This is a genomic window from Conyzicola sp., assembly GCF_057073975.1.
In genome coordinates this window covers 1-25,851 of record NZ_JBXMIS010000150.1, presented here as the reverse complement: position 1 = coordinate 25,851, position 25,851 = coordinate 1, and the positions used below count along the sequence as shown (strand labels likewise).

Annotated in this window: 32 protein-coding genes and 1 tRNA gene; 11 read left to right on the top strand and 22 right to left on the bottom strand. The window is 67.1% G+C overall.

The window, feature by feature from the left end:
• The 9 genes from AC14A7_RS14025 to AC14A7_RS13985 form a co-directional block, all read right to left on the bottom strand.
• Positions 1 to 741: DEAD/DEAH box helicase (locus AC14A7_RS14025; RefSeq protein ID WP_484010107.1), on the bottom strand; the 741-nt coding region annotated here is incomplete at its 3' end.
• Positions 738 to 1,484: a twin-arginine translocase subunit TatC gene (tatC, locus tag AC14A7_RS14020; RefSeq protein WP_484010105.1), complete on the bottom strand. Its 747-nt coding sequence runs from the start codon at positions 1,482 to 1,484 to the stop codon at positions 738 to 740. The genes tatC and AC14A7_RS14025, both read right to left, overlap by 4 nt.
• 49 nt (positions 1,485 to 1,533) lie before the next feature.
• On the bottom strand, positions 1,534 to 1,791 hold the full coding sequence (gene tatA, locus AC14A7_RS14015) for a twin-arginine translocase TatA/TatE family subunit (protein WP_484010103.1): 258 nt from the start codon (positions 1,789 to 1,791) through the stop codon (positions 1,534 to 1,536).
• A 35-nt stretch (positions 1,792 to 1,826) separates the two neighbouring features.
• On the bottom strand, positions 1,827 to 2,156 hold the full coding sequence (locus tag AC14A7_RS14010; protein ID WP_484010101.1) for a hypothetical protein: 330 nt from the start codon (positions 2,154 to 2,156) through the stop codon (positions 1,827 to 1,829).
• Complete coding sequence (locus AC14A7_RS14005) at positions 2,153 to 3,142, bottom strand: helix-turn-helix transcriptional regulator (RefSeq protein ID WP_484010099.1); 990 nt, start codon at positions 3,140 to 3,142, stop codon at positions 2,153 to 2,155. Before AC14A7_RS14005 ends, AC14A7_RS14010 begins: the two co-directional genes overlap by 4 nt.
• Positions 3,135 to 4,124 carry a helix-turn-helix transcriptional regulator gene (locus tag AC14A7_RS14000; RefSeq protein ID WP_484010097.1) on the bottom strand — a complete coding sequence of 330 codons (990 nt, stop codon included), beginning with the start codon at positions 4,122 to 4,124 and terminating at the stop codon, positions 3,135 to 3,137. Before AC14A7_RS14000 ends, AC14A7_RS14005 begins: the two co-directional genes overlap by 8 nt.
• A 49-nt stretch (positions 4,125 to 4,173) precedes the next feature.
• Complete coding sequence (locus AC14A7_RS13995) at positions 4,174 to 5,091, bottom strand: FKBP-type peptidyl-prolyl cis-trans isomerase (protein ID WP_484010095.1); 918 nt, start codon at positions 5,089 to 5,091, stop codon at positions 4,174 to 4,176.
• Positions 5,092 to 5,130: 39 nt separating this feature from the next.
• Positions 5,131 to 6,126: a tRNA (adenine-N1)-methyltransferase gene (locus tag AC14A7_RS13990; protein ID WP_484010093.1), complete on the bottom strand. Its 996-nt coding sequence runs from the start codon at positions 6,124 to 6,126 to the stop codon at positions 5,131 to 5,133.
• Positions 6,123 to 6,806, bottom strand: coding sequence for an HAD family hydrolase (locus AC14A7_RS13985; RefSeq protein WP_484010091.1), 684 nt, complete (start codon positions 6,804 to 6,806; stop codon positions 6,123 to 6,125). The genes AC14A7_RS13990 and AC14A7_RS13985 overlap by 4 nt, the downstream gene beginning before the upstream one ends.
• Before the next feature lie 81 nt (positions 6,807 to 6,887).
• Here AC14A7_RS13985 and AC14A7_RS13980 point away from each other — a divergent pair, with 81 nt between their 5' ends.
• Complete coding sequence (locus AC14A7_RS13980) at positions 6,888 to 7,769, top strand: proteasome assembly chaperone family protein (RefSeq protein WP_484010089.1); 882 nt, start codon at positions 6,888 to 6,890, stop codon at positions 7,767 to 7,769.
• On the opposite strand, the gene AC14A7_RS13975 is transcribed toward AC14A7_RS13980, so the two are convergent.
• From AC14A7_RS13975 to AC14A7_RS13965, 3 genes are read right to left on the bottom strand one after another with little or no spacing between them, the layout of a single operon-like run.
• Complete coding sequence (locus tag AC14A7_RS13975; protein ID WP_484010087.1) at positions 7,766 to 8,509, bottom strand: DNA alkylation repair protein; 744 nt, start codon at positions 8,507 to 8,509, stop codon at positions 7,766 to 7,768. The two genes, AC14A7_RS13980 and AC14A7_RS13975, sit on opposite strands and share 4 nt — an antisense overlap.
• A 10-nt stretch (positions 8,510 to 8,519) precedes the next feature.
• Positions 8,520 to 9,386, bottom strand: a complete 867-nt coding sequence (locus tag AC14A7_RS13970) for an undecaprenyl-diphosphate phosphatase (protein ID WP_484010085.1) — start codon at positions 9,384 to 9,386, stop codon at positions 8,520 to 8,522.
• An 11-nt stretch (positions 9,387 to 9,397) separates the two neighbouring features.
• On the bottom strand, positions 9,398 to 10,702 hold the full coding sequence (locus tag AC14A7_RS13965) for a M20/M25/M40 family metallo-hydrolase (protein ID WP_484010083.1): 1,305 nt from the start codon (positions 10,700 to 10,702) through the stop codon (positions 9,398 to 9,400).
• A 111-nt stretch (positions 10,703 to 10,813) separates the two neighbouring features.
• Between AC14A7_RS13965 and AC14A7_RS13960 the strand changes: the two genes are divergently transcribed.
• Positions 10,814 to 10,898: transfer RNA gene (locus tag AC14A7_RS13960), tRNA-Leu, on the top strand.
• Positions 10,899 to 11,038: 140 nt separating this feature from the next.
• Here AC14A7_RS13960 and AC14A7_RS13955 read toward each other — a convergent pair.
• Positions 11,039 to 11,728 (bottom strand): endonuclease/exonuclease/phosphatase family protein, encoded by a 690-nt coding sequence (locus AC14A7_RS13955; protein WP_484010081.1) that lies wholly within the window; start codon positions 11,726 to 11,728, stop codon positions 11,039 to 11,041.
• A gap of 294 nt (positions 11,729 to 12,022) precedes the next feature.
• On the opposite strand from AC14A7_RS13955, the gene AC14A7_RS13950 reads away from it, so the two are divergent.
• Genes AC14A7_RS13950 through AC14A7_RS13940 form a run of 3 tightly spaced genes read left to right on the top strand, consistent with a single transcriptional unit; the run spans position 12,023 to position 13,950 of the window.
• On the top strand, positions 12,023 to 12,694 hold the full coding sequence (locus AC14A7_RS13950; protein ID WP_484010079.1) for a histidine phosphatase family protein: 672 nt from the start codon (positions 12,023 to 12,025) through the stop codon (positions 12,692 to 12,694).
• A 52-nt stretch (positions 12,695 to 12,746) separates the two neighbouring features.
• Complete coding sequence (locus tag AC14A7_RS13945) at positions 12,747 to 13,031, top strand: GNAT family N-acetyltransferase (protein ID WP_484010077.1); 285 nt, start codon at positions 12,747 to 12,749, stop codon at positions 13,029 to 13,031.
• Positions 13,032 to 13,068: 37 nt separating this feature from the next.
• Positions 13,069 to 13,950, top strand: coding sequence for a CE1 family esterase (locus AC14A7_RS13940; RefSeq protein WP_484010075.1), 882 nt, complete (start codon positions 13,069 to 13,071; stop codon positions 13,948 to 13,950).
• Here AC14A7_RS13940 and AC14A7_RS13935 read toward each other — a convergent pair.
• Positions 13,947 to 14,357: a GNAT family N-acetyltransferase gene (locus AC14A7_RS13935; RefSeq protein ID WP_484010073.1), complete on the bottom strand. Its 411-nt coding sequence runs from the start codon at positions 14,355 to 14,357 to the stop codon at positions 13,947 to 13,949. The two genes, AC14A7_RS13940 and AC14A7_RS13935, sit on opposite strands and share 4 nt — an antisense overlap.
• A gap of 22 nt (positions 14,358 to 14,379) precedes the next feature.
• On the opposite strand from AC14A7_RS13935, the gene AC14A7_RS13930 reads away from it, so the two are divergent.
• A complete protein-coding gene (locus AC14A7_RS13930) occupies positions 14,380 to 15,162 on the top strand; it encodes an EI24 domain-containing protein (RefSeq protein WP_484010071.1) in 783 nt (260 codons plus the stop codon).
• Here the strand turns inward: AC14A7_RS13930 and AC14A7_RS13925 are convergent.
• Genes AC14A7_RS13925 through AC14A7_RS13915 form a run of 3 tightly spaced genes read right to left on the bottom strand, consistent with a single transcriptional unit; the run spans position 15,155 to position 17,448 of the window.
• Complete coding sequence (locus tag AC14A7_RS13925) at positions 15,155 to 16,492, bottom strand: FAD-binding oxidoreductase (RefSeq protein WP_484010069.1); 1,338 nt, start codon at positions 16,490 to 16,492, stop codon at positions 15,155 to 15,157. The genes AC14A7_RS13930 and AC14A7_RS13925 overlap by 8 nt on opposite strands.
• Before the next feature lie 39 nt (positions 16,493 to 16,531).
• A complete protein-coding gene (locus AC14A7_RS13920) occupies positions 16,532 to 16,903 on the bottom strand; it encodes a DUF5997 family protein (RefSeq protein WP_484010108.1) in 372 nt (123 codons plus the stop codon).
• A gap of 32 nt (positions 16,904 to 16,935) precedes the next feature.
• Positions 16,936 to 17,448: a hypothetical protein gene (locus AC14A7_RS13915; protein ID WP_484010067.1), complete on the bottom strand. Its 513-nt coding sequence runs from the start codon at positions 17,446 to 17,448 to the stop codon at positions 16,936 to 16,938.
• A 38-nt stretch (positions 17,449 to 17,486) separates the two neighbouring features.
• Here AC14A7_RS13915 and AC14A7_RS13910 point away from each other — a divergent pair, with 38 nt between their 5' ends.
• A complete protein-coding gene (locus tag AC14A7_RS13910) occupies positions 17,487 to 18,122 on the top strand; it encodes a LysR family transcriptional regulator substrate-binding protein (protein ID WP_484010065.1) in 636 nt (211 codons plus the stop codon).
• Positions 18,123 to 18,153: 31 nt separating this feature from the next.
• Positions 18,154 to 18,843 carry a Pr6Pr family membrane protein gene (locus tag AC14A7_RS13905; protein WP_484010063.1) on the top strand — a complete coding sequence of 230 codons (690 nt, stop codon included), beginning with the start codon at positions 18,154 to 18,156 and terminating at the stop codon, positions 18,841 to 18,843.
• Here AC14A7_RS13905 and AC14A7_RS13900 read toward each other — a convergent pair.
• The 4 genes from AC14A7_RS13900 to AC14A7_RS13885 form a co-directional block, all read right to left on the bottom strand.
• Positions 18,833 to 20,722 (bottom strand): glycosyl hydrolase, encoded by a 1,890-nt coding sequence (locus AC14A7_RS13900; protein ID WP_484010061.1) that lies wholly within the window; start codon positions 20,720 to 20,722, stop codon positions 18,833 to 18,835. The two genes, AC14A7_RS13905 and AC14A7_RS13900, sit on opposite strands and share 11 nt — an antisense overlap.
• A gap of 83 nt (positions 20,723 to 20,805) precedes the next feature.
• Positions 20,806 to 21,549, bottom strand: coding sequence for an efflux RND transporter periplasmic adaptor subunit (locus AC14A7_RS13895; RefSeq protein ID WP_484010059.1), 744 nt, complete (start codon positions 21,547 to 21,549; stop codon positions 20,806 to 20,808).
• Positions 21,546 to 23,264, bottom strand: a complete 1,719-nt coding sequence (locus AC14A7_RS13890; protein ID WP_484010058.1) for a glycosyltransferase family 2 protein — start codon at positions 23,262 to 23,264, stop codon at positions 21,546 to 21,548. The genes AC14A7_RS13895 and AC14A7_RS13890 overlap by 4 nt, the downstream gene beginning before the upstream one ends.
• A 180-nt stretch (positions 23,265 to 23,444) precedes the next feature.
• Positions 23,445 to 23,939 carry a glutathione peroxidase gene (locus tag AC14A7_RS13885; RefSeq protein ID WP_484010056.1) on the bottom strand — a complete coding sequence of 165 codons (495 nt, stop codon included), beginning with the start codon at positions 23,937 to 23,939 and terminating at the stop codon, positions 23,445 to 23,447.
• A 41-nt stretch (positions 23,940 to 23,980) separates the two neighbouring features.
• On the opposite strand from AC14A7_RS13885, the gene AC14A7_RS13880 reads away from it, so the two are divergent.
• Positions 23,981 to 24,331: a hypothetical protein gene (locus AC14A7_RS13880; RefSeq protein WP_484010054.1), complete on the top strand. Its 351-nt coding sequence runs from the start codon at positions 23,981 to 23,983 to the stop codon at positions 24,329 to 24,331.
• Here AC14A7_RS13880 and AC14A7_RS13875 read toward each other — a convergent pair.
• A complete protein-coding gene (locus tag AC14A7_RS13875; RefSeq protein ID WP_484010052.1) occupies positions 24,328 to 24,690 on the bottom strand; it encodes a DUF2834 domain-containing protein in 363 nt (120 codons plus the stop codon). The two genes, AC14A7_RS13880 and AC14A7_RS13875, sit on opposite strands and share 4 nt — an antisense overlap.
• 56 nt (positions 24,691 to 24,746) lie before the next feature.
• Here AC14A7_RS13875 and AC14A7_RS13870 point away from each other — a divergent pair, with 56 nt between their 5' ends.
• Positions 24,747 to 25,019 (top strand): toxin-antitoxin system YwqK family antitoxin, encoded by a 273-nt coding sequence (locus tag AC14A7_RS13870; protein ID WP_484010050.1) that lies wholly within the window; start codon positions 24,747 to 24,749, stop codon positions 25,017 to 25,019.
• A gap of 26 nt (positions 25,020 to 25,045) precedes the next feature.
• On the top strand, positions 25,046 to 25,851 hold an 806-nt coding region (locus tag AC14A7_RS13865), incomplete at its 3' end, for a hypothetical protein (protein ID WP_484010048.1).

Here is a 25,851-nt window from a genome sequence, read left to right as displayed (position 1 = left end):
CTCCGGGTTGACGCGGTTCGTCGGCGCGGATGGATCTGCCGCCGCCTTGTCGAGCCCCGTCGCGGTGTCGAAGAGGTCGAGCAGTCGCCCCTTCACCAGCACGTGCTGCTCGAGCGGAACGGGCCGCTCTTCGGAGACGATCACGTCGGTGTCGCCGCGCACGGCCTGCAGCCAGTCGCCGAACTCCTCGGCGTTCGACACGGTGGCGCTGAGCGAGACCATGCGCACGTGCTGCGGGAGGTGGATGATGACCTCCTCCCAGACCGCGCCGCGGAAGCGGTCGGCAAGAAAGTGCACCTCGTCCAGCACGACGCAGGCGAGGTCGCGCAGCAGGTCGGAGTCGGCGTAGAGCATGTTGCGCAGCACCTCGGTGGTCATGACCACGATGCGGGCGCCAGAGTTGATGTTGGTATCGCCGGTGAGCAGGCCAACGCTCTCTGCGCCGTACTCGGCGGTGAGCTCCTGGAACTTCTGGTTCGACAGCGCCTTCATCGGCGCGGTGTAGAACACCTTGGAGCGAGCCTCCTGCATTGCCTTGAAAATGGCGAACTCGGCGATGATCGTCTTGCCAGCGCCCGTGGGGGCCGCCACCAGCACGCTGTTGCCCCGCTCGAGCACGGCGCACGCCTCCCGCTGGAACGGGTCGAGGTCGTGGTCGAGGCCGAGGGCGAACTCCTCGAGCAGAGGATGGGATGCTCGTGACCTCGCGGCGGCGAATCGCTCGGCGGGCGAGAGGGTCACGCGATCTCCGCCTCGAGTTGCGCCTCGCGCCTGGCGACGCCCCGGTCGTGCCAGAGGGCGACCCCGGCAGCCGCGAAGTACAGCAGCACCATGGGGATGGCGAGAAGGAACATCGTCACGATATCGGCGGCTGGCGTCGCCGTTGCGCAGAACAGGGTGATGATGAGGATGGCGACGCGCCAGCCTTTGAGGATCGCCTTCGCGCTGACCACCCCGAGGAAGTTGAGCAGAACGAGGAAGACGGGGAGCACGAAGGCGACACCGACGGCGAGCACCAGCTTGATGACGAAGTCGTAGTACGGGCGCGCGCTGAGGTTGGTTGTGGCGAGGGCGTTGCTGGAGAAGCTCGTGAGCAGGGCGACCATGTGCGGGAAGATCAGGAGGCCGACGAGGCCTCCGCCGAGGAACATGGGAACCGCGGTGAAGAGGAAGCCGAAGGTGTACCTCCGCTCCCGCTTCGTCAGCCCTGGGGCGAAGAACGCAAGGATCTGGTACAGCCAGATCGGGCTTGTCGCAAGAATCGACAGCGCGATCGCGATCTGGAACATGAGGTCGAACTGCTCAGTGAGTGTCGTGTAGGACAACCGGATGTTGCGGTCCTCGGCGACGGCATTGATCGGCTGGATGAGCAGGTCGATGACCCTCTCTGAGACGAGGAAGCCGCCGATAGCCCCGATCAGGATCGCGACTGCCGCGATGGTCAGCCGACGGCGAAGCTCGATGAGGTGCTCGGCGAGCGACATCCGCCGTTCAGGATCGCCGCCCCTGCGTGGGCGTTTCGCCATTGCGCGCCTAGGAGGACTTGGAGTTCTTGGGCGCCGAGTTCTTGGGCGCGGGCTTGGTCTCGGTCGTGCCAGAGTCGTCCGAGTCCGTGTCGACTGCCTCAGCGTCGTCCTTCTTCGGCTCCCGGATCTCGTTGCGGAAGATCTTCATCGACTGGCCGACGCTGCGGGCGAGGCCGGGCAGCTTGGGTGCGCCGAAAAGCAGAAGGATGATCACGAGGATGATGATGAGGTGGGGCAGGCCGAATGTGTTGCCGAAGATTCCCATGCTGTGTCCCTTGTGAGCCGATCAGTGCATCCAGCTTACCGCTGGAACCATTCGATGGAGGCTGCATCGGCGCCCACGAGCGCGCGGCCACGGGCGATTCGCGCGCTGCGGCGCTGCGCGCGGCGCTCTCGTGCCTCGTGGCGGAGCGCTCGCACGCGGGAGCCGGCGACGGCGGCGCTCTGGAGTACTGCGGGGGTCGGTCGCTCCTCCGGGTCGGCCCTGTGCACGCCGTCGAGGATCGCCGTGCGCCCGACGAGGTCGGAGAACTCCTGCAGCACGCCGACGGCCTTGCGCACCAGCACAACCGCGAAGCTGCAGAGCATGGCGAGGAGGGCGAGAACGAGGCCGGTCCAGACGAGGATCATGGTCGCTCGCTGTAGCGGGACGCCCCGGCGGCGGCCCATTCTGCAACGACCTGTCGCGCCTCGGGCGGCTCGACCACGGTCGCGACGCCCGGCATCGAGGCGATGAGGCGCTTGAGGCCGTGGTAGTGCGACACCCGAACGGTGGTGCGCACGTGATCGCCGATCACCTCGCGCTGGGCTCCCTCTGGCACGTAGTCGGTCAGCAGGCTCTCCGCCGACGCGGCGATGTCGATCGTGACCACGAGGTCGTCTGCCGAGCCCTCGAACAGTGTCTCTGGAAGGGTCACGTCGTCGGCGCGGTGACTGATCGGCTCCTCGGTGATCTCGGGATTGGAGATGCGGTCGAGGCGGAACGTGCGGATCGCCTCGCGAAGGTGGCACCATCCACGCAGGTACCAGTCGGCATCCACCGACTCGACGAGAAGCGCGTCGACGCGGCGGCGCTCCGACTCCCCCGTCGAGCTGAGGTAGTCGAACTCGAGCTGCACTCCCTTGGAGACAGACTCGCGGATGAGGGCGAGCGTCGCATCCGATTCGCTCGCCTCCACGGCGAGGGAGCTCGGAAGCGCGGAGGCTCCGCGCGAGAGCTTCGACATGAGGGATGCGACGGCAGCGCGGTCCGCATTCTCCGGCAGCGCAGACAGGTACTGGAGTCCGGCGATGAGAGCCGCGGCCTCGCGAGCAGAGAAGCGCGGCGAGTCATCGATGGCGACGTGGTTCGTGATGACGATCTGGTCGTTCTCCTCGAAGTCGTCCCAGGCGATGTCGAAGAGATCCTCGTACTGGTAGGTGCGGGTCTCCCCCGGCACACCGGAGACGGCGATGAGTCGAACCGCATCGCGGATCTGCTCCGGCTTGACGCGGAAGTGCGCGGCCGCCTCGGCAACACCGACGCGATCGCGCTCGAGCAGGTACGGAACGAGCGCGAGGAGGAAGGTCAGCTTGTCCTGCGCCTGCAGGGGCGGCTGGCTCGATGCCCTAGCCATGGTCGGCCGCCGTCCGCTCGAGTCGGGCGATGACGGCAGCGCGCAGCTCTGGTGGCGAGACCACGAGCACCTCGGGGCCGAAGCCCGCGAGCTCATCGGCGAAGATGTTGACGTCTGAGTAGTGCAGTTCCAGCTCCCCGGTCGCAGCGACGGTGGTTCCTCGGCGTTTCGACAGCCGCGCCTCGGCGTCTGTTCCGGCGGCAACCTCGACGAATGCCGTGTTCGAGTACCAGACCGCCTCGAGCTCGGCGAGGGCGCGGCTCGACTGGTCGCCCTCCGGCACCTCGAAGGTGGCCCCGGTGGTCGTCACGCCGCTGACGATGCGGCGAAGGAGAAATGTCTTCGAGACGTCGGCGTCATCGAGCGCGTAGAGGTGCCATCTGCCCTGGTGCTGGAACAGGGAGAGCGGGCGAACGGTGCGGGCGCGGGCCTCGTTCTCGCCGGGCTTGAGGTAGAGGAACCGCACCCAGGCGCGCTTCTCGAGAGCGGCGCTGAGAGGCTCGAATGCCGCATCGCGCACGCGAACCCGCGGCGCGTATCCGATCACAGGCTCGTCGGCGGTCACTCCCAGCGAGCGGAGCTTCAGCAGTGCTCGACGGGACTCGGCCGAGAGCGATCCCTCGCGCCACACCATCGCCGCAAGGTTGAGCAGGGTCGTCTCGTCGGAGGAGAACGAGACGTCCGCCGGCAGCTCGTAGATGCCCCGCGGGATGCGGTAGCGGAGGTTCTGGTTGTTGCCAGGGTCACCGGGAGCCTGCACGGTCTCGAGCGGAACGCCCAGCTCTCGAATGTCGTCTTTGTCGCGCTCGAACTTGCGCTCGAGGTTGGCGTTGTCACCGGAGTGGTCGAAGTCCTGCCGGTAGCCCTGCACTGTCGAGAGGATCTCGTTCTTCGTCAGCCCGTTCTCTGTCGCGAGCAACGCGAGAACAAGGCTGAACAGCCTCTCTTCTACCGGTACCCGCTGGGGTGAACGTGGTGGCACGAGATAACTCCTGGATTCGGACACCCGGCCAGTGTCGTTGGCTTCCTGCTTATTCGAGTATGGCGAGGATGTCGTAGACGACGACGAGCGTCGATCCATCCGATGCCTGGATGTCGCTACCGGCCCACGTGGAGGGCGGCATGACAACGAGAACCTGGCTTCCAACCGTCGCCCCGATGAGAGCCTTCAGCGCAGCAGGGCTGACGCCCTCGCCCGTGGTGGAGTCGAACTCCGAGAGCCTGCGCGCCTGTGGGTACTGCTGGTCGTCCCACGTGCTGTCGACGACGGTCTTGGTGTTCCAGTCGACGATCGAGTACTGCAGCAGCAGCTGGTCGCCCTCCGACACCTTCTCGCCGTTTCCGGTGACGAGTGTCGAGTAGCGGAGCGCTGCCGGCGGGTCCTCGTCGAGGATCGTGACGCCCGGGTGGCCGTCGGGTGCAGTGACGACCGACGGCATGCCCTGCTGCGGGATCTCGATGCGGCCGGTTGCCTTGCTCGTGAACGCCTTGTCGACGTCGATGACGAGAAGGGAGGTCGCCGTCGCGGCCGCCGAATCGGTCGCCTCGACCGCTGGCAGCATTGCCGCGACGCGGGACCCAACAGTGAGGCACTCGAAGAGCTTCTCCGCATCGGAGTCGCGCCCGGCGATGACGGAGGCGCTCGCAGTGTCTCCGGCCTTCTGCCCCGTTGCCGGGTCGTAGGCGGTGTAGGTGAGGAACACGAAGTCGCCGTCACGGATCACGGCGCCGTCGCCCTCGTCGATGACGCTTACCTCGAGGGTGTCGGTGGTGAGCGGCGTCGGGAACTTCGCTGCCGGGTCTTTGTCGAAGTCGCCGGTCGCTGTCACGAGCTTCGAGGCGTCGCCGGCCGGAACGGGCTCGCACGGCCCGGAGGGCGCACTAACCGTGCATCCGGCGAGGGCGAGCAGCAGTCCTGCTGCGGCGGTCAGCGCGATGACTTTGCGCACGGGTCCTCTTTCTTCAGTGCTCGTGAGTACCGGATTACTCTACCGGTCGTCGGCAGCTGCCTTGGCGGCATCCGCGGCCTTGACCGCTTCGCGGGCGGTCTTGCGCAGGCGCTTGTCGCTCGCCTGTCGGTCTCCGAGGGCCCCGGGTGTCCAGAGCTCGACATCTGCATCGCTGAAGTCCGACTTCGAGGCGCGTCGCTTGAGCTCTGGCAGCACGGCCCCGTCGGCGAGACGGCGGGCAGCGAGGAGGAAGCCGGTGTGGGCGATCATGCGGTGGTCTGGGCGCACCGCGAGACCCTCGACGTGCCATCCGCGGATCATCGTCTCCGTGGAGTCAGGGTTGGTGAAGCGTCCGGTCGACCGGATCGCCTCCGCAACGCGCGAGAGCTGCGTCACCGTCGCGATGTAGCAGACCAGCACCCCGCCGGGGGTGAGCGCGGTCGCCACCGCGTCGAGGCACTCCCATGGGGCGAGCATGTCGAGGATGACGCGGTCGACGCTTCCGGGCTCCGTCACCGTCGGCAGCACGTCAGTCAGGTCGCCGAGGTCGATCGACCAGTTCTCTGGCGTCGCGCCGAGGAACGCCTCGACGTTCGCCCGTGCGACGGTGGAGAACTCCTCCCGTCGCTCGAACGACTGCAGCCGGCCCTCCGGCCCGATGGCGCGCAGCAACCAGAGCGAGAGGGCACCGGATCCGACACCGGCTTCCACGACCCGCGCGCCGGGGAAGATGTCGCCGACCGCGAGAATCTGGGCGGCATCCTTCGGGTAGATGATGGCTGCGCCGCGAGGCATCGACATGACGAAGTCGGTGAGCAGCGGGCGAAGGGCGAGAAACTCGATCTCGTTGTTGCTCTGCACGACGGAGCCGTCGGGCAGCCCGATGAGGTCGTCGTGGCGCACGAAGCCGTGCTGGGTGTGAAACTGCCCGCCGACCTCGAGGGTGATGGTGTTGAGTCGCCCCTTCGGTCCGGTCATCTGCACGCGATCGCCGGCGCGGAACGGGCCGCTCTGGCGGCGGAATACCTGGGTCATATGTCTCTCCTTGCGCGGTACAGCTCGAAGAGGTGCTCCGCGGTGCGGCCCTCGACGGTGTCCCAGATGTCGAAGCCGGAGTCGGCGGCCACCGGCACGTGCAGTGGAACGCCGATCACGACGGCGCCGGCGGCAACCGCCGATGCGATGCCAGGAGCCGAGTCCTCGAGCGCGACGCAGTCGCCCGGGTCGACGCCGAGTGCTGCAGCGCCGAGTAGGTATGGCTCCGGATGAGGCTTGGAGTGGGTGACGTCATCGCCGGCAACGACCGCGGCGAACCCGTCGAAGCCGAGCGCGTCGACGATTCCGAGCGCCATGCGCCGCACCGACATCGTCACGAGGGCGCACGGGATGCCGAGCTCTCCGAGCTCCTGCAGCAGCTCCCGCGAACCCGGACGCCACGGCACCCGCTCGCCGATCTGGTCGAGCACGCGGGAGGTCATCCGCTCGATGATGTCGTCCTCGCTGAGGTCGACGCCATGCGACTGCAGGATGCGTGCGGAGTGCCACAGGCCGGAGCCGACGAGCTGCGCCGCGTCCTCCGGGGTCCAGCTCCCGCCGTACGAGGCAACCAGCTGGGACTCGGCCGCCATCCAGTACGGCTCGGTGTCGACGAGCGTGCCGTCCATGTCCCAGAGCACCGCCGCGGGCACGGATTGGGCTGATCGGAGCGCGGTCACAACGGACAATCGTACGGGTAGTTCTATTGTTGGTTGAGTGCGGATGCCACCCCGGCACCCACGGTGAGGACTGGTGAGACGGTGAGTTCCGACTTCGCGACGGGCAGGCTGCTCGTCGTCGCGTTCGAAGGCTGGAATGACGCGGGCGAGGCAGCGAGCGGTGCCGTCAAGACCCTGCGCGACCAGCTCGAGGTCGAGACCCTGCTCTCCCTCGAGCCGGAGGACTACTTCGACTACCAGTTCAACCGACCCCTCATCGGCTTCGACGATGAGGGCCGCCGCCAGCTGGTGTGGCCAGCGATCACCCTGTCGGGACCACAGGAGGCCGATGCCTCCCCCGATTCGGTGTACCTGCTTCTCGGAACGGAGCCCTCGCGCGGCTGGAAGACCTTCGCACGCGAGATCCTCGACGCGATCGTCGCCAACGGCATCACCGGCGTTGTCTTCCTCGGCGCGATGCTCGCCGACGTTCCGCACACCCGGCCGATCTCGGTGTTCACGAGCAGTGAGAACCCGGATGTTCGCGAGCAGCTGGCGATCGAGCGCAGCACCTACGAGGGTCCCGTCGGCATCCTCAGCGTGCTCGCGGACGCCGCAGAGACAGCCGGTATCCCGACGGTCTCGATCTGGGCATCCGTTCCGCACTACGTGCACAACGCGCCGAGCCCCAAGGCGACCCTCGCCCTCATCGACAAGCTCGAGGAGGTGATCGACGTGATCATCACCCGCGGAGAGCTCGTCGACGAGGCTGCGGCCTGGGAGAGCGGGATCGACGCCCTCGCCAGCGACGACGACGACATGTCGTCCTACATTGAGCAGCTAGAGCAGGCTCGCGACACCGTCGACTCGCCGGAGGCGAGCGGCGAGGCGATCGCGCAGGAGTTCGAGAAGTACCTCCAGCGCGGCGACGACGGCAAGGACGGCGGCACCGCTGGCGACGAGCCGTGGCGGCCGGAGTCCTAGCCCGTCGCCCCTGATGATGCCGAACGGCGAGCGAGGTAGTGCTTTCGCAGCTCCGGGGTGAGCTTCTCGATCGCGTAGCGCAGCATCGTTCGCGGCATGGTTGCGGCGTGGATGTCGAGGAAGGCCAGCAGTCGACCGGGGTTCTTGTCGCCGCAGTAGCGCAGCATCCAGCCGACTGCCTTGTGGATGAGGTCGTGCGGGTCGTGGAGCAGGATCTCGGAGATCGCGATGGCGTCATCGAGGTCGCCAGACCGAATGAACCACCACGTGCTGACGATCGCTGTTCTCCGCTCCCAGACGCTGGATGACCGCGCGAGGTCGTAGAGCACATCGCGCGGCTTGTCGTGAAGGTAGGCGCCGACCACGTAGCGGCAGGCGACGTCGACGAGATCCCAGTTGTTGATGCGGTCGTGCCGGCGAAGGTAGAGCTCGTACAGCTCCCGTCGACGCTCTGGCGCCGTCCGCTTGGCCATCGCGGCCTTGTTCATGATGCTCAGAGCTCCGGCGCGCACCTCGTGCACGGGGCTTTCGAGCAGCTTCTCGAGCTCGACGACGCTCATTGCCGCATAGCGCTTGCTGACGGAGAACAGCGTGCCCATGCGGATTCCCATGAACTCGTCGCCCTCGCCGTACTCCCCTGGCGCAGTCTTGAAGTACCGCAGCATGGCGGCCCTGTCGTCGTCGGAGCGGTGTGTCTCCAGCTCGGCAACGAAGCGCTCTGCGGTCAGCTCGTCGGTCATCGACCTCAGGCTAGCCCTGCAGCACGCCCGTCGACAGGAGCACGATGAGCGTGCCACCGAGAAGGAGGCGGTAGACGACGAACGGCAGGAACGAGTGCGTCGAGATGTACCGCATCAGGAAGGCGATGACACCGAGCCCGACGGCGAACGCGACGACGGTTGCGACCGCCGTCTCCGCGTAGCCGTACGAACCCTCCGGCTCTCCGAAACTGTGCGCGAGCTCATAGAGCCCGCTGCCGAACACGGCAGGAATGGCGAGCAGGAACGAGACGCGAGCAGCGGTTGGCCGGGTGTAGCCGAGCGCGAGACCGGCGCTCGTGCTCGCACCGGAGCGGGAGACGCCGGGGATCAGGGCGAGCATCTGAGCGAGCCCGATGAGGATGCCGTCGCGGTAGGTCACGTCGGCAAGCTCCTTCGAGCGGCGTCCCAGCAGGTCGGCGAGGCCGAGCAGGATGCCGAAGACGATGAGCACGATCGCCGTGATCCACAGGCTCCGCAGCGATGACCGGATCGCTTCCTGTGCGAGGTAGCCGACGATGACGATCGGGATGGTGCCGATGATGATGATCCAGCCGAGCCGGGCGTCCGGGTCGTTGCGTGGCACTCGGCCGGCATCGGCCGCAGCGGAGTGCGAGCCGCCGCGGGGCCCGCCGAGCGAGCGGAACCATCGCCCGATGATGCGGGTGATGTCCTTCCAGAAGTAGATGATGACCGCGGTCTCAGTGCCGAGCTGGGTGATGGCGGTGAAGGTGGCACCGGGATCCTGCGCTGAGGGGAGGAACTCGCCGATGATGCGAAGGTGGGCGCTCGAGGAGATGGGCAGGAACTCGGTGAGCCCCTGCACGAGGCCGAGGATGATCGCTTCGATGAAGCCCATGGGGGTCGCTCCTAGTAGTTCAACAGCAGGTCGGCGAGCACGCGCCTGCCAAAGACTAGTGCGTCGAGCGGCACCCGCTCGTCAACGCCGTGGAACATCGCCGGGAAGTCGAGGCCCTCGGGAAGGCGCAGTGGGGCGAAGCCGTACCCGGCGATGCCGAGTGTGGCCATCGCCTTGTTGTCTGTGCCACCGGAGAGCAGGTACGGCAGCACAACGGCCTCCGGGTCGTGCTTCGAGAGCGTGCCGACCATGGCGTCGACGAGGTCGCCGGTGAACGGGTTCTCCAGGCCGATGTCCTGGTGCATGACCACGATCTCGATCTCGTCGCCGACGAGCTCGCGCACCCGGGCAAGCACCGTCTCCTCCTCCCCCGGCAGCGTGCGAATGTCGATAAGAGCCTCCGCCGTGTCGGGAATCACGTTGTGCTTGTACCCGGCTGTGAGCACGGTGGGGTTGGAGGTTGTGCGCAGACTGGCCTGGATGAATCCCGCCGCCGTCCCGGTGCTCAGCACGAGCGTGTCGGGATCGGTCTGCTCTGGGTCGACTCCCATGATGCGCGCGATCTCCCGCAGCAGGTGCTCTGTGGTGCCGAGCAGCTCGACCGGCCAGTCCTGGCGGCCGAGAATCGCGACCGCCTCGGCGAGCTTCGTGATTGCGTTGTCGTGGATGACGCGACTGCCGTGCGCCGCTCGCCCCCGCGCCACAAGTTTGACCCAGACGAGCGCCTTCTCCCCCGTCTGCAGCAGGTAGGCCCGCTGCCCGCCGAACGTGACGGAGTAGCCGCCGACCTCGCTGATCGCCTCTGTCGCCCCCGCGAAGAGGTCTGGGCGGGTCTGGACGACGTGGCGGGAGCCGAACACTCCCCCGTTCTCCTCGTCCGAGAAGAAGGCGATGATCAGGTCGCGCGACGGCTGCCGACCGCCCTCGAGCACGTCCTGGAGCGCGGTGATGATCATCGCGTCCATGTCTTTCATGTCGACGGCCCCACGGCCCCACAGGAGCCCGTCGCGGATGACGCCCTCGAAGGGATCGACGCTCCAGTTGCCTGGGTCGGCCGGCACCACGTCGGTGTGGCCGTGCACCACGAGGGCGGGTTTGGACGGATCGCTGCCTGGCACCCTGGCGACGACGCTGGTGCGCCCGGGGGCGGCATCCACGTACTCCGGCCGGAGCCCGAGCGCCTCGAGGTGGGCGCCGAGGTACTCCGCCGCCTCCGTCTCGCCGTTCGAGCGTCCTTCTCCGTAGTTCGTGGTGTCGAACCGGATGAGGTCTCGTGCAATGGCGGCCGTTGCTTCGATCTCGGAGTCGTGGCTCATTCCTCAACGCTACCCGGCGCTACCGCCCCGCTTGACGGTGGGTGCAAACACGGGCTGCAGGAAGGTGCTATTGTCGTACCTCGGTGGTCCTGCAAACGGGCTGCCGACTGCGCGCGGATGGCGGAAATGGCAGACGCGCTAGCTTGAGGTGCTAGTGCCCGTATAGGGCGTGGGGGTTCAAGTCCCCCTTCGCGCACGAACCCCGTGTTTACCTCTGACAACACGGAAAGAACGACAAGAACGGCCCCGGATCACTCCGGGGCCGTTCGTCGTTCCTGAGACTCTTGGGTGGTCGGGCCTCGTGGGCGGCCGGGCTGCCTTCGAGGCCGAGACGCCTTACGGCAGTCGTTCCACGTGTGCGGTGATCATGATCGGCAGATGGTCGGACACACCCTGTGGGAGGGTCTCGACCTTCTCGACGGTGACGCCGCTCGAGGTGACGAAGTCGAAGTGCCCGCGGAAGATCTTGTATCGGAGGTAGGTCTGGCGGTCGCTGCGGGTGAGGTCGTAGCCAGACCTCTCGACGTGCTTGATGAGCTTGCCGGTGAACAGCGGGTAGTTGTAGTCACCGACCATGATCGCTGGTAGGCCCTCGCCGATGTTGCCGAGTGCCTCGTGCGCTGTCTTGATCTGGTGACGGCGCAGGGAGTTGCGGGCAGTGAGCGGAGCGGCGTGGAAGGAGGCGACGATGATCTCGCGACCAGCCTCCTTGTCGTACATGCGCGTGGCAAGCAACCGCTCGTGGGTCGGCGAGAACAGGATGTCGTGCATCGCCTTCTTCAGCGCGAACGTCGACGAGTCGTGGCCTTCGAACCGGTCGCGGCGGTAGTACACCGCGAGCCCGAGGCGATTGGTCTTCGTCGTGTCGGCCAGGTCGAGGGAGCCGAGCTCTGATGGAAGGAACTCGGTGTGCGCCTCTTGAAGGCACAGTACGTCGGGATCCCACCTCTCGACGAGGTCGGCGAGCTCGTGGCTTGCCGCGTTCTTGCGGAGGTTATAACTGATGATTCTGATTTCTTCACCCAACGTGGCGGTCGTGCCCCAACACCTGCTGACAAGTCTATGCCGTGGGCTCAGGCGGTCCGCGCGGCGACCGGTGACTGCAATTCGACGCGAGAGGCGCATTCGGTGGGTCTGAGGCTTGACGAGGGCCGGTCGTGGGCCTTGACTTGTCGCTTGGAGCGAACGGGAAAGAGGAGCAATGGACCACGTCATCGGCCCGGAGGACGACGAGCTCACCGACGAGAACATCCACGAGCTCGACCTGCCCTGACGACGGCTCACCGGCGCGCTGTCATCTGCCCGACTTAGGCTGGCGGCATGCGCCTCCTCCTCATCCGCCATGGCCAGACTCCTGCCAACGTTCGCGGAGAGCTCGACACGGCTCACCCCGGTCCAGGCCTCACGCGCCTCGGCCTCGCGCAGGCCGCAGCCATTCCGGCGTCGCTGTCTGCCGAGCGAATCGATGCGGTCTTCGCCTCAACGCTCGTGCGAACACAGCTGACGGCAGCGCCGCTCGCCGAGTCGCTCGGTGTTGACGTGCGGGTGCTGCCGGGCATCCACGAGATCGAAGCCGGCGACCTCGAGATGGCGACCGACCACGCCTCGTACCGCAGCTACCTCGGCACGGCCTACGCATGGGGCACCGGTCAGAGGGATGCCGTGATGCCCGGTGGCACGAACGGACACGCGTTCTTCGACCGCTTCGACACCTCCATGGCCCAGGTGCTCTCCTCTGGCGCCTCGACGGCGGTCGTCGTCAGTCACGGCGCCGCGATGCGGGTGTGGGTCGCGGGCGTGGCGAACGGCATGCGAACGCAGGATGCCGCAGAGCGCGACCTCGACAACACTGCCCTCATCGTTCTCGAGCACGACGCCGACACCGGTTGGCGTCTCGTCTCCTGGGGCGGCGATCCGCTCGGAGGCCACGATCTAGCCGACCTCTCGGCGGAGGACCCGACCGGCGAGTCGCTCGATGAGGCGCTCAGCTGATCCTGTTCCCACGCTGAATACGGGTCGCGGCGACGCGGCGTACGCTGGACTCATGGCCATCACGTTCGCTCACGAGGCAGACGCCCGTCGCTACGCCATGCATCTCGACGGCAGCCTCGTCGCTGTGCTCGACTACCGCATCAACGCGGGCCAGATCTCGTTCAACCACACGTTCACGAATCCGCAGCATCGTGGCAAGGGCTTCGCCGCGCAGCTCGTCGAGTTCGCGGTCGGCGACGTCGAGACGTCGACCGACCTGAAGGTCGTGCCGATGTGCTGGTATGTCGGCGACTGGTTCACCGACCACCCGGAGCGCTCCGCCCTACTCTCCCGGTAGTACACGCACTCGCGCTGGCCACGGCAGGATGGTGCGCGTGAAGCGATATCCGGTAATCCTCGCCGCAGCAGCAGGACTCGTCGTCCTGGCGGGCTGCACCAGCGCCGCCCTGCCCGGCGGAACCTCGACGCAGTCGTTCCGCATCGGCGGCGCAGAGCGCAGCTACGTGGTCACCGTGCCATCGGCGGACCTGACCGACATCCCCCTCGTGATCGTTATGCACGGCGGCCTCGGCAGCGCGGACCAGGCACGGGACTCCTACGGGTGGGACGAGCTCGCCGGTCGCGAGGGCTTCGTCGTCGCCTACCCCGACGGCCTTGGTCGAGCCTGGAACGCAGGTGACGGGTGCTGCGGCTCATCCGGGGAGAAGGGCGTCGACGACGTCGCGTTCATCGAGCGGATGATCGACGACATCGCCGACCGCGCATCCATCGACCGAGACCGGGTCTACGCGACCGGCATGTCCAACGGCGCGATGATGGCGTACCGTCTGGCGTGCGACACGGATGAGCTTGCTGCGATCGCCCCCGTCGCCGGCACGATCGTCGGCGAATGCGACGATCCCGCCCCCGTATCCGTGCTCGCCATCCACGGGGATGCCGACTCCAGCGTGCGGATGGACGGCGAGCCTGGCGACGGGATCGAGAGCATCGACGGCATGCCGATCGCCGAGGTCAACGAGCTCTGGCGCACTGTCGATGGCTGCGATGCGGTCGACTCGGTTGTCGGTGATGTGAGCACCCTCACGGCGGAGTGCGGAGATCACGTCGTCGAGCTCGTGGTCATCGCGGGAGCCGGCCACCAGTGGCCGGGGAGCACCCGGTCGGCCGCCCAGAAGCTGCTCGGCGGCGATCCGCCGTCGACTGCGCTCGACGCCACAGAGACGATCTGGCAGTTCTTCGAGGGGCGCAGCCGCTAGGCAGGGAGCACGAACCGGTGCATGCCGGTCATGCCGGTCGTCGTGAACCGGAACTCTCGGTAGAGGTCGACGGCCTCCGGGCTGGAGAAGAGCCCGACGAACGCCTCCGACGGCGCGGTTGCAGCGATGCGGTCGAGAAGGTGACCAACGATCTGGGAGCCGAGGCCGTCATCCGACCGATCTGGCCGCACGATGACGTCTTGCACGTAGAAGTAGTGCACCCCGTCACCGACGACGCGGCCCATGCCCACGGCGACGCCGTCGAGGAAGGCAACCACACCGAAGCACGATCCGGCGATCGACTGGGCGATCGAGTCGGCATCGAAGTGGTCTCTCCAGCCAACGGACTCTGCGAGGTCGCCGTGCTCCTGTGGTGTTGGCAGCCGGTGCTCGAAGTTCACGCTCATGGGGCAACGCTAGTGTTCTCGCATGAGAGACCGCTCAAGGCCCGGAGTCGTGCGCGAGTTCCTCTCTGGAGTCGCCATACTCGGCCGCGGCGCGCGCATGTATGCCAGCGCACCGGGAATCATGTGGCCGGGCATCCTGCCCGCGCTCATCGTCTTCGCGGTCTACCTCGTGGGCATCATCGTCCTCGCGCTGAACGTCGACGGCCTTGTGCGGCTCACCGATCCGCTGTTCGCCGACGTCGACACCTCCATCCGACTCCTCGTACAGGCGATCGTGGGGATCGCCGTGCTCGGACTCGCCCTCGTGCTCTTCATCTTCACCTTCACGGCTGTGACCCTCGCGGTCGGCGATCCGTTCTACGAGCGCATCTGGCGCAAGACCGAATCCCTCGTCGGCACTGCGCCCGCCGAGCTCGCCATCGGGTTCTGGGCGCAGTTCGGTCGAGCTGTCGCCGACACCCTTCGGCTTCTCGCCCTGACCATCGTGGTGAGCCTCGGTGTGCTCCTCGTTGGGCTGATACCGGTCGTCGGCACCGTTGCCGGTGCCGTTCTCGGCGCGTTTGTTGGAGGCTGGTTCCTGACGCTCGAGCTCTGCGGGTTCGCGTTCGCAGCCCGCGGGCTGCGACTGCGCGACCGTCGGCACGCCCTCGGTGCCCGACGCGCTCGTACCCTCGGATTCGGTGTCGCCACCTACCTGCTGTTCCTCGTGCCGTTCCTCGCCATCATCGTGATGCCAGCGGCAGTCGCCGGGGCGACGCTGCTCTCGCGCGATGCTCTCGGCGAGTCGACGACCCCCCTCAGCTGACCGGTGCCACCGGCGCGACGTTCTGGTTCTGATTGAAGAGATTCTGCGGGTCCCACCGGTGCTTGACCGCTGCGAGGCGCGCGCGCGTCGCTGGCGGGTACATGAGCCCGACCGCCTTCTCCCCCGCGTAGCCGAGGAAGTTGCCGTAGGTGCCGACGGTGAACGCCGAGGCCATCGTCCATGCCTGCTCGATGCGCTCGACCTGGGCGGCGTCGGCGTCGGGCGGAAGGAAGGCGACGGTGATCACGAGGGCCTCTGCGTCGCGCCAGGCGAAGGCGGTCGCATCCGATGGCACGCGGTTGAAGGCGCCGGCGAGGTATCGGATCATAAGCACTCCGCCCTCCCCGATGGCATCCATCGTCGAGACGACCGCGTCGATCGCCTCGTCACTGAGCTGCGGCACCCACCCGTTGCTTCCGACGATGACGGGCATCGGCATGCCCGGCTCTGGCGGGTGGGGATCCTCGAGCGCGTCCACGTAGGACTTGGCGCGGATGTCGTGGCCACTGACCCCCGGGATCGCCAGCAGCGGCGCGATAGCCTCCATCGCGGCAGCCTCGTCGGGCGAGGCGTAGACGACGTGCAGCTGCGGACCGCCCGGCATCTCCGGCCCCATGGCCGGCCACTGCATGAATGTGACGTTCAGCTCTTCTGGGGCCTCGCGCATCGCCTCCCGGTAGCCGCGCAGGACCGTGCCGAGGGCGGTGCCCTCGAAGCTGATCACTCCGTGAGCGATGCCGGTGAGGGGGTGGGCCTCGAAGGTGAAGTCGACGACAACGCCGAAGTTGCCTCCGCCTCCGCGGAGCGCCCAGTACAAGTCGGGGTTCTCCTCGGCCGACGCGGTGACGAGTGCGCCATCCGCAGTCACCAGCCGAGCGCTGAGCAGGCTGTCGAGAGCGAGCCCGTACTGGCGCACCAGCCAGCCGACTCCCCCGCCGAGGGTGAGCCCGCCGACGCCGACGGACTTCGTGTCGCCGGAGGAGAGCGCAAGGCCGTGTTCGCCGAGGGTCGCGGCAACAGCGCCCCAGGTGGCTCCGGTGCCAACTGTGACGCGGGTGCCCTCGACCTCGATTGCGTCGAAGCCGCCCATGTCGATGTCGATGCCGCCACCCTCGGTCGACCAGCCGCCGGCGCTGTGCCCGCCGCTGCGGATGCTCACCGCGCGCTGCTGTTCACGCGCGAAGGCGAGCGCTGTGGCCACGTCGCCGACGGAGGCCGGGCGCGCCACGATGCTCGGTGCACCCGCGGGGTATGGCGCGAGGCCGAAGCCCTCGTCGCCGTCAACAAGAGTGGCGCCGCCGAATGCGGCGCGGAAGGTCTCGAGCGTCATGCTTCGAGCTTGCCAGCGTCGTCCGACACTGGCTAGGCGCTACTTCTTCGAGCGCAGCTCTTCCTTCGCCAGCTTGTCGAACTTGACGCGCTGGGCGTCCTCGCGAACGGCGGCCTGCCTGGCTCGCTCCTCGACGAGCCACGCCGGCTTCTGCTCTAGCAGCGCCTTGATCTCAGCCGTGGTCAGCGCATCCTCGACGCCGCCTCGCGCGAGCCCGCTCGTCGAGACGCCGAGCTTCTGAGCCACGACGGGTCGAGGGTGCGGTCCGGTGCGGCGCAGCTCGGCCAGCCACTCCGGCGGATTCGCCTGCAGCTCGAGGAAGGTGCTTCGCGAGATCTCGCCGGACTGGAACTCCTCCGGGGTCGCGGGGAGGTAGACGCCGAGCTTCTTGGCGGCGGTCACTGGCTTCATAGTCTGGTCAGGCACACCCCCAAGGGTACGCGCTAGCGACGGGTCTGGATGAGGTAGCCGGTGATGACGGCCGCAATCCCGAGCAGAAGCGTCAGCAGGGCCGCGAAGGGCCCGTAGATGCCGAAGAACGCCGACGCCATGTAGAGGGCGGTTGCTCCCATGAGCGAGGCAAGGGCGATACGCGCCTGTGGCGTGAGTTGCGCGGTGTACACCACGACAGCGCCGAGGACGATGCTGGCAGCTCCGATGACGAAGTAGGCCGCGGATGACACGATTCCGGGCAGCGCCGGAACGATGGACGCCACCACGAGAATGAGCCAGCCGAGCGCGGCGAACAGTGCTGCCGTTCTCGCCGTGCCGTTGTCGAGGTCGGTTCTGGCCAGCAGCACCAGCGCGAGCACCATGGCGGCAAAGCTGATGAGGTAGATGAACTGGGTGTTGATCGCCAGCTGCGCGGCAAAGATGAGCAGAGCGACGAGCACGGCCGCCCCTGCGGTGATGAAGGCGATCGCCGTGGCGGATCGTGGGCGCACTGGGGTGGTCATGCGTCAACTCTATGGGCGCGCCCGAGTACCCTGAGACGGTGACAGACCCCTTCGTGCTCGCGTTCGTGCCTGGCGTGACTCCGGGCAAGTGGGCCGGCGTCTGGAACGAGCGGATGCCGCGGGTTCCCCTCGAGGTCAGGCCGGCATCCCCCTCCGACGCGCTTGCCGCCGTGCACGACGCCAGCGCTGACGTCGCCCTCGTGCGGCTCCCGGTCGACCAGGCCGGGCTCGCTGTCATCCCGCTCTACTCGGAGAAGGCCGTCGTCGTGGCGCCAAAGGACCATGTGCTCGAGGCGTTCGAGTCGGTCACGCTCGCCGACCTCGTCGACGAGAACCTGCTCGACGGGCAGGACGCGGGAACCGTCGAGCTCGTCGCCGCTAACCTCGGGGTCGCCGTCATGCCCCAGTCGGTGGCTCGCGCACTGAGCCGCCGCGATGTCATCGCCCGCATCATTGGCGACGCGACGGAGACCCGCGTGGCGCTGGTCTGGCTCGACGGCAACCCCGACCCCCTCATCCAGGAGTTCATCGGCATCGTGCGCGGCCGCACGGCGAACAGCTCCCGCGGAGACCAGGAGGCGCCGGCAGCGAAGACCGTCGCCACGCCGACGACCAGGTCGAAACCAGCGCAGAAGTCGGCTCGACCCCCGAAGACGCGCCAGAGACGGCGCTGACACCCGTCGCTGTGGCCACTAGCCTCGAACCATGACAGTGACGTCACCATCCACGAGCGCCATTGCCGAGCCTGCCGGTCAGGCGCGCATGACCGTCGGCGTCATCCGGGTCGCCGCCGGGCTCCTGGTGCTTGCCGCCATGATCACGCAGATCGCCGACAAGGCCATCAACGACGTGTTCGTGCCGAGCGAGTACTTCTCCTACTTCACGATCCAGTCGAGCATGATGAACATCGTCGTGCTGGTCGCCGGGGGCATCCTCGCCTTCCGCTACCGCCGCGACACCGTGCTGTACACGGGCGTGCGGTCGGCGATCACGGTGTTCGCGGTTGTCACGGGCGTCGTGTACAACGTGCTGCTGCGCGGCATCCCACCGGAGGGCTACGTCGGCGTGCAGTGGCCGACCGAGGTGCACCACGTCTGGATTCCGATCTACATCCTCATCGACTGGCTGTTCGCCACCGGTCGCGCGCGCATCGGCTACCGCTGGCTCTGGCTTGCCGTCGCCTTCCCGATCGCCTGGTGCATCTTCACGCTCATCCGCGGCTCGCTGACCGGCTGGTACCCCTACCCCTTCATCGACCCGTCGACGGGAGGGTGGGGCAGCGTGATCGCCTACATCCTCGGCCTCGCAGCCTTCATCGTCGGCCTCGCGGCCCTCGCCATCACCTACGCGCGACGGTGGTCACGCAGCATCGAGGCGGAGCCGCTCACGCCCTAGCCGAGTGGGCCATGATCCACGCGAGCAGGTAGGTGCGCGAGTTTCCGTCGTCGATCGACGCGGCTGGCAGGTCGCGGGCCCGCTCGAGCACACCGTCGCCCCCCGCGAGAGCCTCGTACATGAGCAGGTAGTCGGGGAACATGGTTCCCTCTCCCACCTCTGCGATGTTGGCGAGCATGCGCTCGGGGTCGGAGGCGAGGTAGTCGGCGACCGGCTGCATCGGCAGCAGCTGGATGCCGAGGATCGCGCCGGGGTCTGCACTGAACCACGTGCCGTAGTCGAGCTTGCCGTCCCACACGATGCCGACAACGCCACGGTCGTAGCCCGCGTAGGGCTCGGCAGACGTGTCGAAGTCGAGGTAGTAGGCCATTGCCGAGTCTGCCTCGGCCGACAGCATCCAGCGAGCCTGCGAGCCGAGCGCGTCGTCGCCCGTCGCATCGGCCCACAGGGCGAGGCCGTTCCAGGCGGAGACGGCCTCAGAACTCGACTCCTGGTTGTTGCCATCGGCGAACGGCGCGTAGCCAGAGGCCCACGAGTGGCCGGAGTACGGGTCGAACGCGCGCCGTGCGGGAAAGTACCGGTTGGTCTCCCCCGTCGCCAGGTCGGCCGCCAGCAGCGTCATCGTCGGTGTCAGGGTCGTTGCCAGCTCCGCGTCGTCGGCAACGGCCACTGCTGCTGCATAGAGGAAGTAGCCGTAGTGGAAGTGGTGGTCGTTGAACTCGTCCGAACCGAAGGAAGCCGGCTCGCCGACCACGCCCCCGACCTCCGGGTCGTACACGAAGCAGCGATCGCCGCACTCCACCCAGCGCAGCAGCTCGGTCGAGAGGCGCTCCGCTGCCGCTGTGGCGGCTGCGTCGTCGTCAAGGGCCCGTGCCAGCTCGAGGAGGTTGGCGAGCCGGGCGAGCGCCTTGCCGCCGAAGTAGGTGTCGGCCGGCAGCTCCTCGGTGCCAGCGATGTCCTTGCCGAGCTGGGTCGCGAGCTCCGCTTTCTCCTCGTCGGAGAGGGCGGAGAGATCGAGGGCAGAGGACGGCTCGACGGCGTCGACCGACCACTCCAGGGTCGAGGCGGCACAGAGCCGCAGTTCACCCAGCACCGTTGCGAACGTGCCGAGATCACAGTCCGCCGGCTTCGCAAGCCCCGGCACCTGATGGGGCAGCACGCCGACGAGTGTCGTCGATTCGGCGGCCGTCTGATAGTTGAGGATAGTCGTCGACCCGTTCCAGGCGGTTGAAACCCCGGTGAGCGGCGATGCGGCGAGAGTCGCGAGCTGTGCGGCGTCCCCTCCCTCCGGCACGACGAACCAGTTGGCCGAGTCGCCGCTCTCGAGAGAAAGCGTGGTTCCGCAGACTGAGCCTGTCGTGACGAGGCCGAACTCCACGCCGTCAATGCTCGCCGTGTAGAGGCTGTCTCCCACGCTCTCGACGGGAACAGAGAACTGGATGTCGCCAGCCGCATCCGCGACATAGCTCACCACGGGCGAGCCACGAGCGATCGTCACCCGACCGATGGACTCTCCCCCGCGCATGCTGCTCACGGTGACCGACACGTCGTCGTACGCCGACACCTGCTGCTGGTCGGCACCGAGGTCGACCGAGACCTGCTGCCGGAACGGCGCGGTGACGGCACCGGGGGCGGTGGTGACCACTGGTAGTCCGAAACCGTATCCGGATTCGCTCAGCTGGAATCCCAGGGGAAGCGGGAACACCGGCTGCGATGCGCCACCGCCGAGCACGAGGCCCGTGTACCACCGGTTGGTCGGCGCGGGGAGGCCGTTGGCCAGCCGATCGAGAGACGGAGTCTTCGCGGAGGCCTGCTCGAGGCCCTCGACGAGCGGCTCGACGACGCGCTCTGGCAGCACGCTCTCAGGCGTCGCGGTCATGGCGCCAGGGTCGCTCGAGACGGAGGAACAGCCTGCAAGTAGGCAGATGGCGGCAATGAGCGCAACGGCGCGGGGTGCGCGGTTCATCGCAGGATCGCATCCTTGAGGTCACTCGCGAAGTCTCGCACGGTGCCGACCAATCGCGCGAGCACGTCGTCGTTGCGCAGCTTCATCTCGGCGCTGATCGGGGTGCCGGGCGCGACTAGCCCACCGTGACTCCCGTACGCGAGGTCAGTGCTGGAGATGGTCACGACTGCCCGAGCCTGACCGTCGACGGTCTCGACCTCGAAGGAGTCGACCGTTCCGGAGACTGTCTCGGAGTTGGGCAGCTCGATCGAGACGATCGCGCCCTCCTCCACCCTCGCGAAGTCCTTCGGGTCGAGCACGTACTCGGCCGTGACGTAGAGCGGATCGGTGGCAGAGAGCTGCGCGATAGTGCTGCCAGCAGCGGCGTAGCCGCCCTGCTGCACGAGCACCTCGTCGACGATGCCGTTCACGGTCGACTTGATTGTGAGGGTGCCATCAGGGAACACGTCGTAGGTGCCCGTGGAGGCGACGGTCGCACCATCGGCCAGCTGCTCGAGCAGCGTATTGCTCTGGATGGTGGCGATCGGATCGCCGACGGCCACCTCGTCGCCAGCCTTCACCGGCTGCGAGATCACCGATCCGGGATAGTCGGTGCCAACGGGATACTCGATGGCCTCGATGGAAGCGGTGGTGCTCGCCGTCTCGCCCTTGCGCTGGGAGAGCACGATGGTCAGTGCGGCGACGATGACGACGACGACGATGAGTCCGAAGAACATCTTGAAACGGTTGGCCCAGGTCATGAGACGAGCTCCTTCGAGGAATCGGTGCGCGAGACGGTGAACAGCACAGGACTGACGCGTGGCCGGGCGGCCTCCCGCGCTATCCGCCGCTCCTCCCGCTTGGTGGCGCGCAGCTCACCGAATGCGGTGAGGATGAACGCGCCGAGAATGAGGGTGTTGGTGACGTTCCAGCCGGTGGCCAGCGTCAGGGTTTCGTTCGTCACGTCCTTGTAGATCGCGACAATCGAGGTGAGGAACAGGAAGGTGAAGGTCAGCACCTGCGGAATCATGAAGTTGAACGGGGACGACCGCTTGCGCTTGCCTCCGGTCACGTGCCACGCCTGCTCTCGGCCCGTGAGCACGTTGAGGAAGGCGCGAATGTAGATCGGGAACGAGACAGACGCGAGCATGAGCGTCTCGAGCCGGAACGATCCCATGCTGTTGAAGGCCAGCAGCACCTGCAGGCCGTAGAAGCCGAAGTAGAACAGCAGCCAGGTCACCCAGGTCACCGACATGTCGACCGGTCGCAGCCCGAAGAAGATCTCGAGGGGCGGCACCATGAGCAGCAGGATCGGCACGATCCCGACCAGATAGTGGGTCGCCGTGATGAAGTACTGGATGCGCTGGTCGACCGTGAGGCGGCGACGCGGGTTGAACGGGTTGTGGGTCAGCAGAATCTCGAAGCCGCCCGACGCCCAGCGCAGCTGCTGCTTGGTGTAGTCCTCGATCGTCTCCGGCGCGTTGCCGACCGCGAGAGTGACCGGGATGTATATGGAGCGCCAGCCTCGCTCGTGCAGCATGAGCGAGGTCCAGACATCCTCCGACTTCGAGTCGGTGTAGATACCGCCGACCTCGTCGATCGCGGTGCGGCGGAAGACGACGTTGGTTCCGACGCAGAAGGCCGCGTTGAAGCTGTTCCGGCCCGGCTGAACGAAGCGGTAGAAGAAGGACTGCATGAAGCCGGCCCCGCGAGAGATCATCGAGGTCATGTTGCCGTAGGCCTGCGGGGTCTGCACGAAGGCGACGTTGTCGTCGATGAAGAACGGCATGGTCTCGTAGAGGAAGTCGGGCTTCGGCACGAAGTCGGCGTCGAAGACCGCGAAGAACTCGCCGCTCGAGATGCTGAGAGCGTGGTTGATGTTGCCGGCCTTCGCTCCGTTGCTGCTCAGGCGCCGCACGTAGCGCACGCCGAGTCGGGCGGCGAGGTCACGTACCTCGTCGGAGCGGCCGTCATCCAGGATCCACGTCTCGTGACGGCCGCGCATCGACACGGCAGCAACGGCAGTTGCCTCGATGATGGCGAGGTCCTCGCCGTAGACCGTGATGAAGACGTCAACGGAGACCGGCTTCTCGTGCAGCATCATCGGCCAGGTCCATGGGGCACCCTCGAGCTCCCGCGCGACGATCGCCCCGGTGTCGAACAGCCGTTCCTGCGCGTGGTGGAACACGAACTCGCGTGGATCCTGACCACCGGAGAGGACTGTCCACATCGAGACGAGGGCCTGGCTGATGAGCAGCACCTCCGCCACGAGCACGATAGTGAACGGAAGAGGATCGCCCCGGTTGGCCGGGTCGAACAGGAAGAGCGCGTAGGCGATGACGCCAAGAAGGGCGATCACCACGAACAGCAGGAGGGTAGGCGACTGAACCCGCTTGTTCTCCACCGTGCGAGGCAGAGGCGTCTGGTCGGTACGGCGGGTGCCGGTGAACAGCTTCTCAGGATGCGCAGAGGCCATCGATATATCTCCTTGGCTCGAAACCCGCGCGCCGGGTGGCGCGAGGTATGAGGTGGGGCGACATCGTCGGCGTCTCCGGCACGGGGCGGTGGCCCTGTGCCTCTCAACTTCGTCTCAAGCTAAAGCGATCGAGAGGTGGATCGCCAAGGATGATGAGAGAGTTCTCATCGACACCGGCGGCTAGGCGGGCAGAACCGCCTCGATCGCCTCGATGACCTCTGGGGCATCGGGCAGGGTCTTCGACCGGAACCGTCCGACGACATCGCCACCGGGAGCGACGAGGAACTTCTCGAAGTTCCAGCCGACGAGCCCGGCGCGACCGCTGGCATCACGAGCCTTGCGGATCTCCTTGTAGATCGGGTGCGTTCCAAGGCCGTTGACCTTGATCTTGCCGAACACGGGAAACGTGACCCCGTAGGTGGCGCTGCAGAAGGCGGCGATCTCCTCGTCAGTGCCGGGCTCCTGCCCGGCGAACTGGTTGCACGGGAACCCGACGACCTGCAGGCCGCGCGGCCCGTACTCCTCTTGCAGCTTCTCCAGCTGCTCGTACTGCGGGGTCAGGCCGCAGCGCGAGGCCACGTTGACGACGAGAAGGGCCTTGTCGCGCAGCTCGTCGAGAGTCGTGGTGCCGCCAGCGACGGTCACGACGGTCGCGTCGTAGGGAAAAGAAGTCATTGTTCGAGTCTATGCGCGGCTTCTCGCACTAGTTTTGCTGCATGGCCACTGAGACTGCCGCTCCCCGTCCACGCCGCCGCAACCGCTCCGGTATCGCAGCCCTGTGCTGTTCCGTTGCACTCATCGTGTGGATCACCGCCCTCGTCTACCTCGCGGTCGCCGCGTCCTCGAGCGATGTCGCCGGCACGATCGCGTACGTGATGTTCTTCGCGTCGTGGGTCGTCATCCCCCTGCTGGCCGTTGGCCTCCTCGTGCTCGCGATCCTCGCCCTGCTGGTGAACCCCGTGCCAGGCAAGATCCTCGGAGCACTGGCGATCGTTGCTCCCGTGATCGCGGCCGCCCTGGCGTGGAGCGCGCTCGGCAGCGCAGACCTCGGCATGCTCGCTGGCTAGACGTCGAGGCCGCGCGAGACGGTGGCCTCCGCGCGCGCCGCCGTGATGTGCCGCTCCCGCAGAGCGAGAAACAGCGGGAATGCGAATGCGAAGGCGACGACGCTGGACAGCACGATGAAGACCCAGCCGAACCGCATCCCGATCCGTCTCGACTCTGCGATGACGAGGATGCTGCCGGCGACAGCCGTGACCAGCAGGTCGACGGTGAGGGAGGACACCGCAGGGCCACTGCCGACCCAGTCGCCGATGAAGTCGCGCCCCGCCACGATGGAGCCGATGTTGAAGTACCACGTTGCGACGAGGCCGACGATCGACAGCGCGAGCCAAACGAGGGCCAGGGGCGTCCAGTGCTTCGTCATAAGGAGACTATTCTCGCGCACTTGGCCCACCCGCACGAGAGAGGTACAACTGAGCAATGGATATCGAAACCTTCAGCGATGGCACGATCATGGGCGAGGGAGAGACCCTCAACGGCCGCAAGCACGGTCGATGGAGGTTCTTCTACCACAGCGGGGCGGTGAAGGGCGAAGGCGCCTATTCCGACGGTGTCATGGACGGGCCGTGGGAATGGCACCGGGAGGACGGCACTCTCCTGCGCACCGGCCAGTTCGTCGCCGGAGTGCAGCGCGGACAGTGGACGAGCTACGACCGCAACGGCGCACCGCACACGACCACCGATTTCAAGTAGCGCAGCGGTGTCTGCGACGATGGCGTGTGACCACCACTCCCCCGCCTCTCGGACTCCTGCTCGACGTCGACGGGCCCATCGCCAGCCCGGAGACACGCACCATCGCGATTCGGTCGATCATCGACGACCTCGTATTCCTCACCGCGGCCGGCGTGCCTATCGCCTTCATCACCGGCCGGTCGGATGCATTCATCCGTGACCAGGTCATGGCACCGCTGCTCGCTGCCGGCCTCGCCGACGCGCTGGCCGTCGACGGAGCTCGCATGTTCGCCGTATTCGAGAAGGGCGCCGCGTGGGCAGAGGTCGATTCCCTCGGACTCGGCGAGACCACCGTCGATCGCAGCGTCGCCGTTCCGGAGGCACTCGTCGATGCCGTCCGCGAGCTGCACGCCCGTGACTTCGCCGACGAGATGTTCTGGGATGACACCAAGCACGCCATGATCTCGGTCGAGCAGCGGGTGGATGTCTCCTCCGCCGACTACAAGCCCGCCCAGGAGCGCTTCCAGGACGCCGCATTCGCCACAGCAGCCTCCCTCGGCCTTGGTCTGCGGTACCGCGACCGCACGCTCGTCGACGCGCGCGGAGAGACCCCGTTCCGCGTCGACCCGACGATCATCTCCACCGACATCGAGTCGGTGCTGCTCGACAAGGACACGGGCGCGCAGCGTGCGCTCGACCACTTCGAGTCCCGGGGACCGCTGCCGCTGCTCTGGCGGTCGGTCGGCGACTCGCGCAGCGACTACAAGATGGCGGACTACGTGCACTCGGTCGGCATCGAGGTTGCCCACGTTGACGTGCGGCCCGCCGACGGCGTGCTCGACAAGCCCTACCG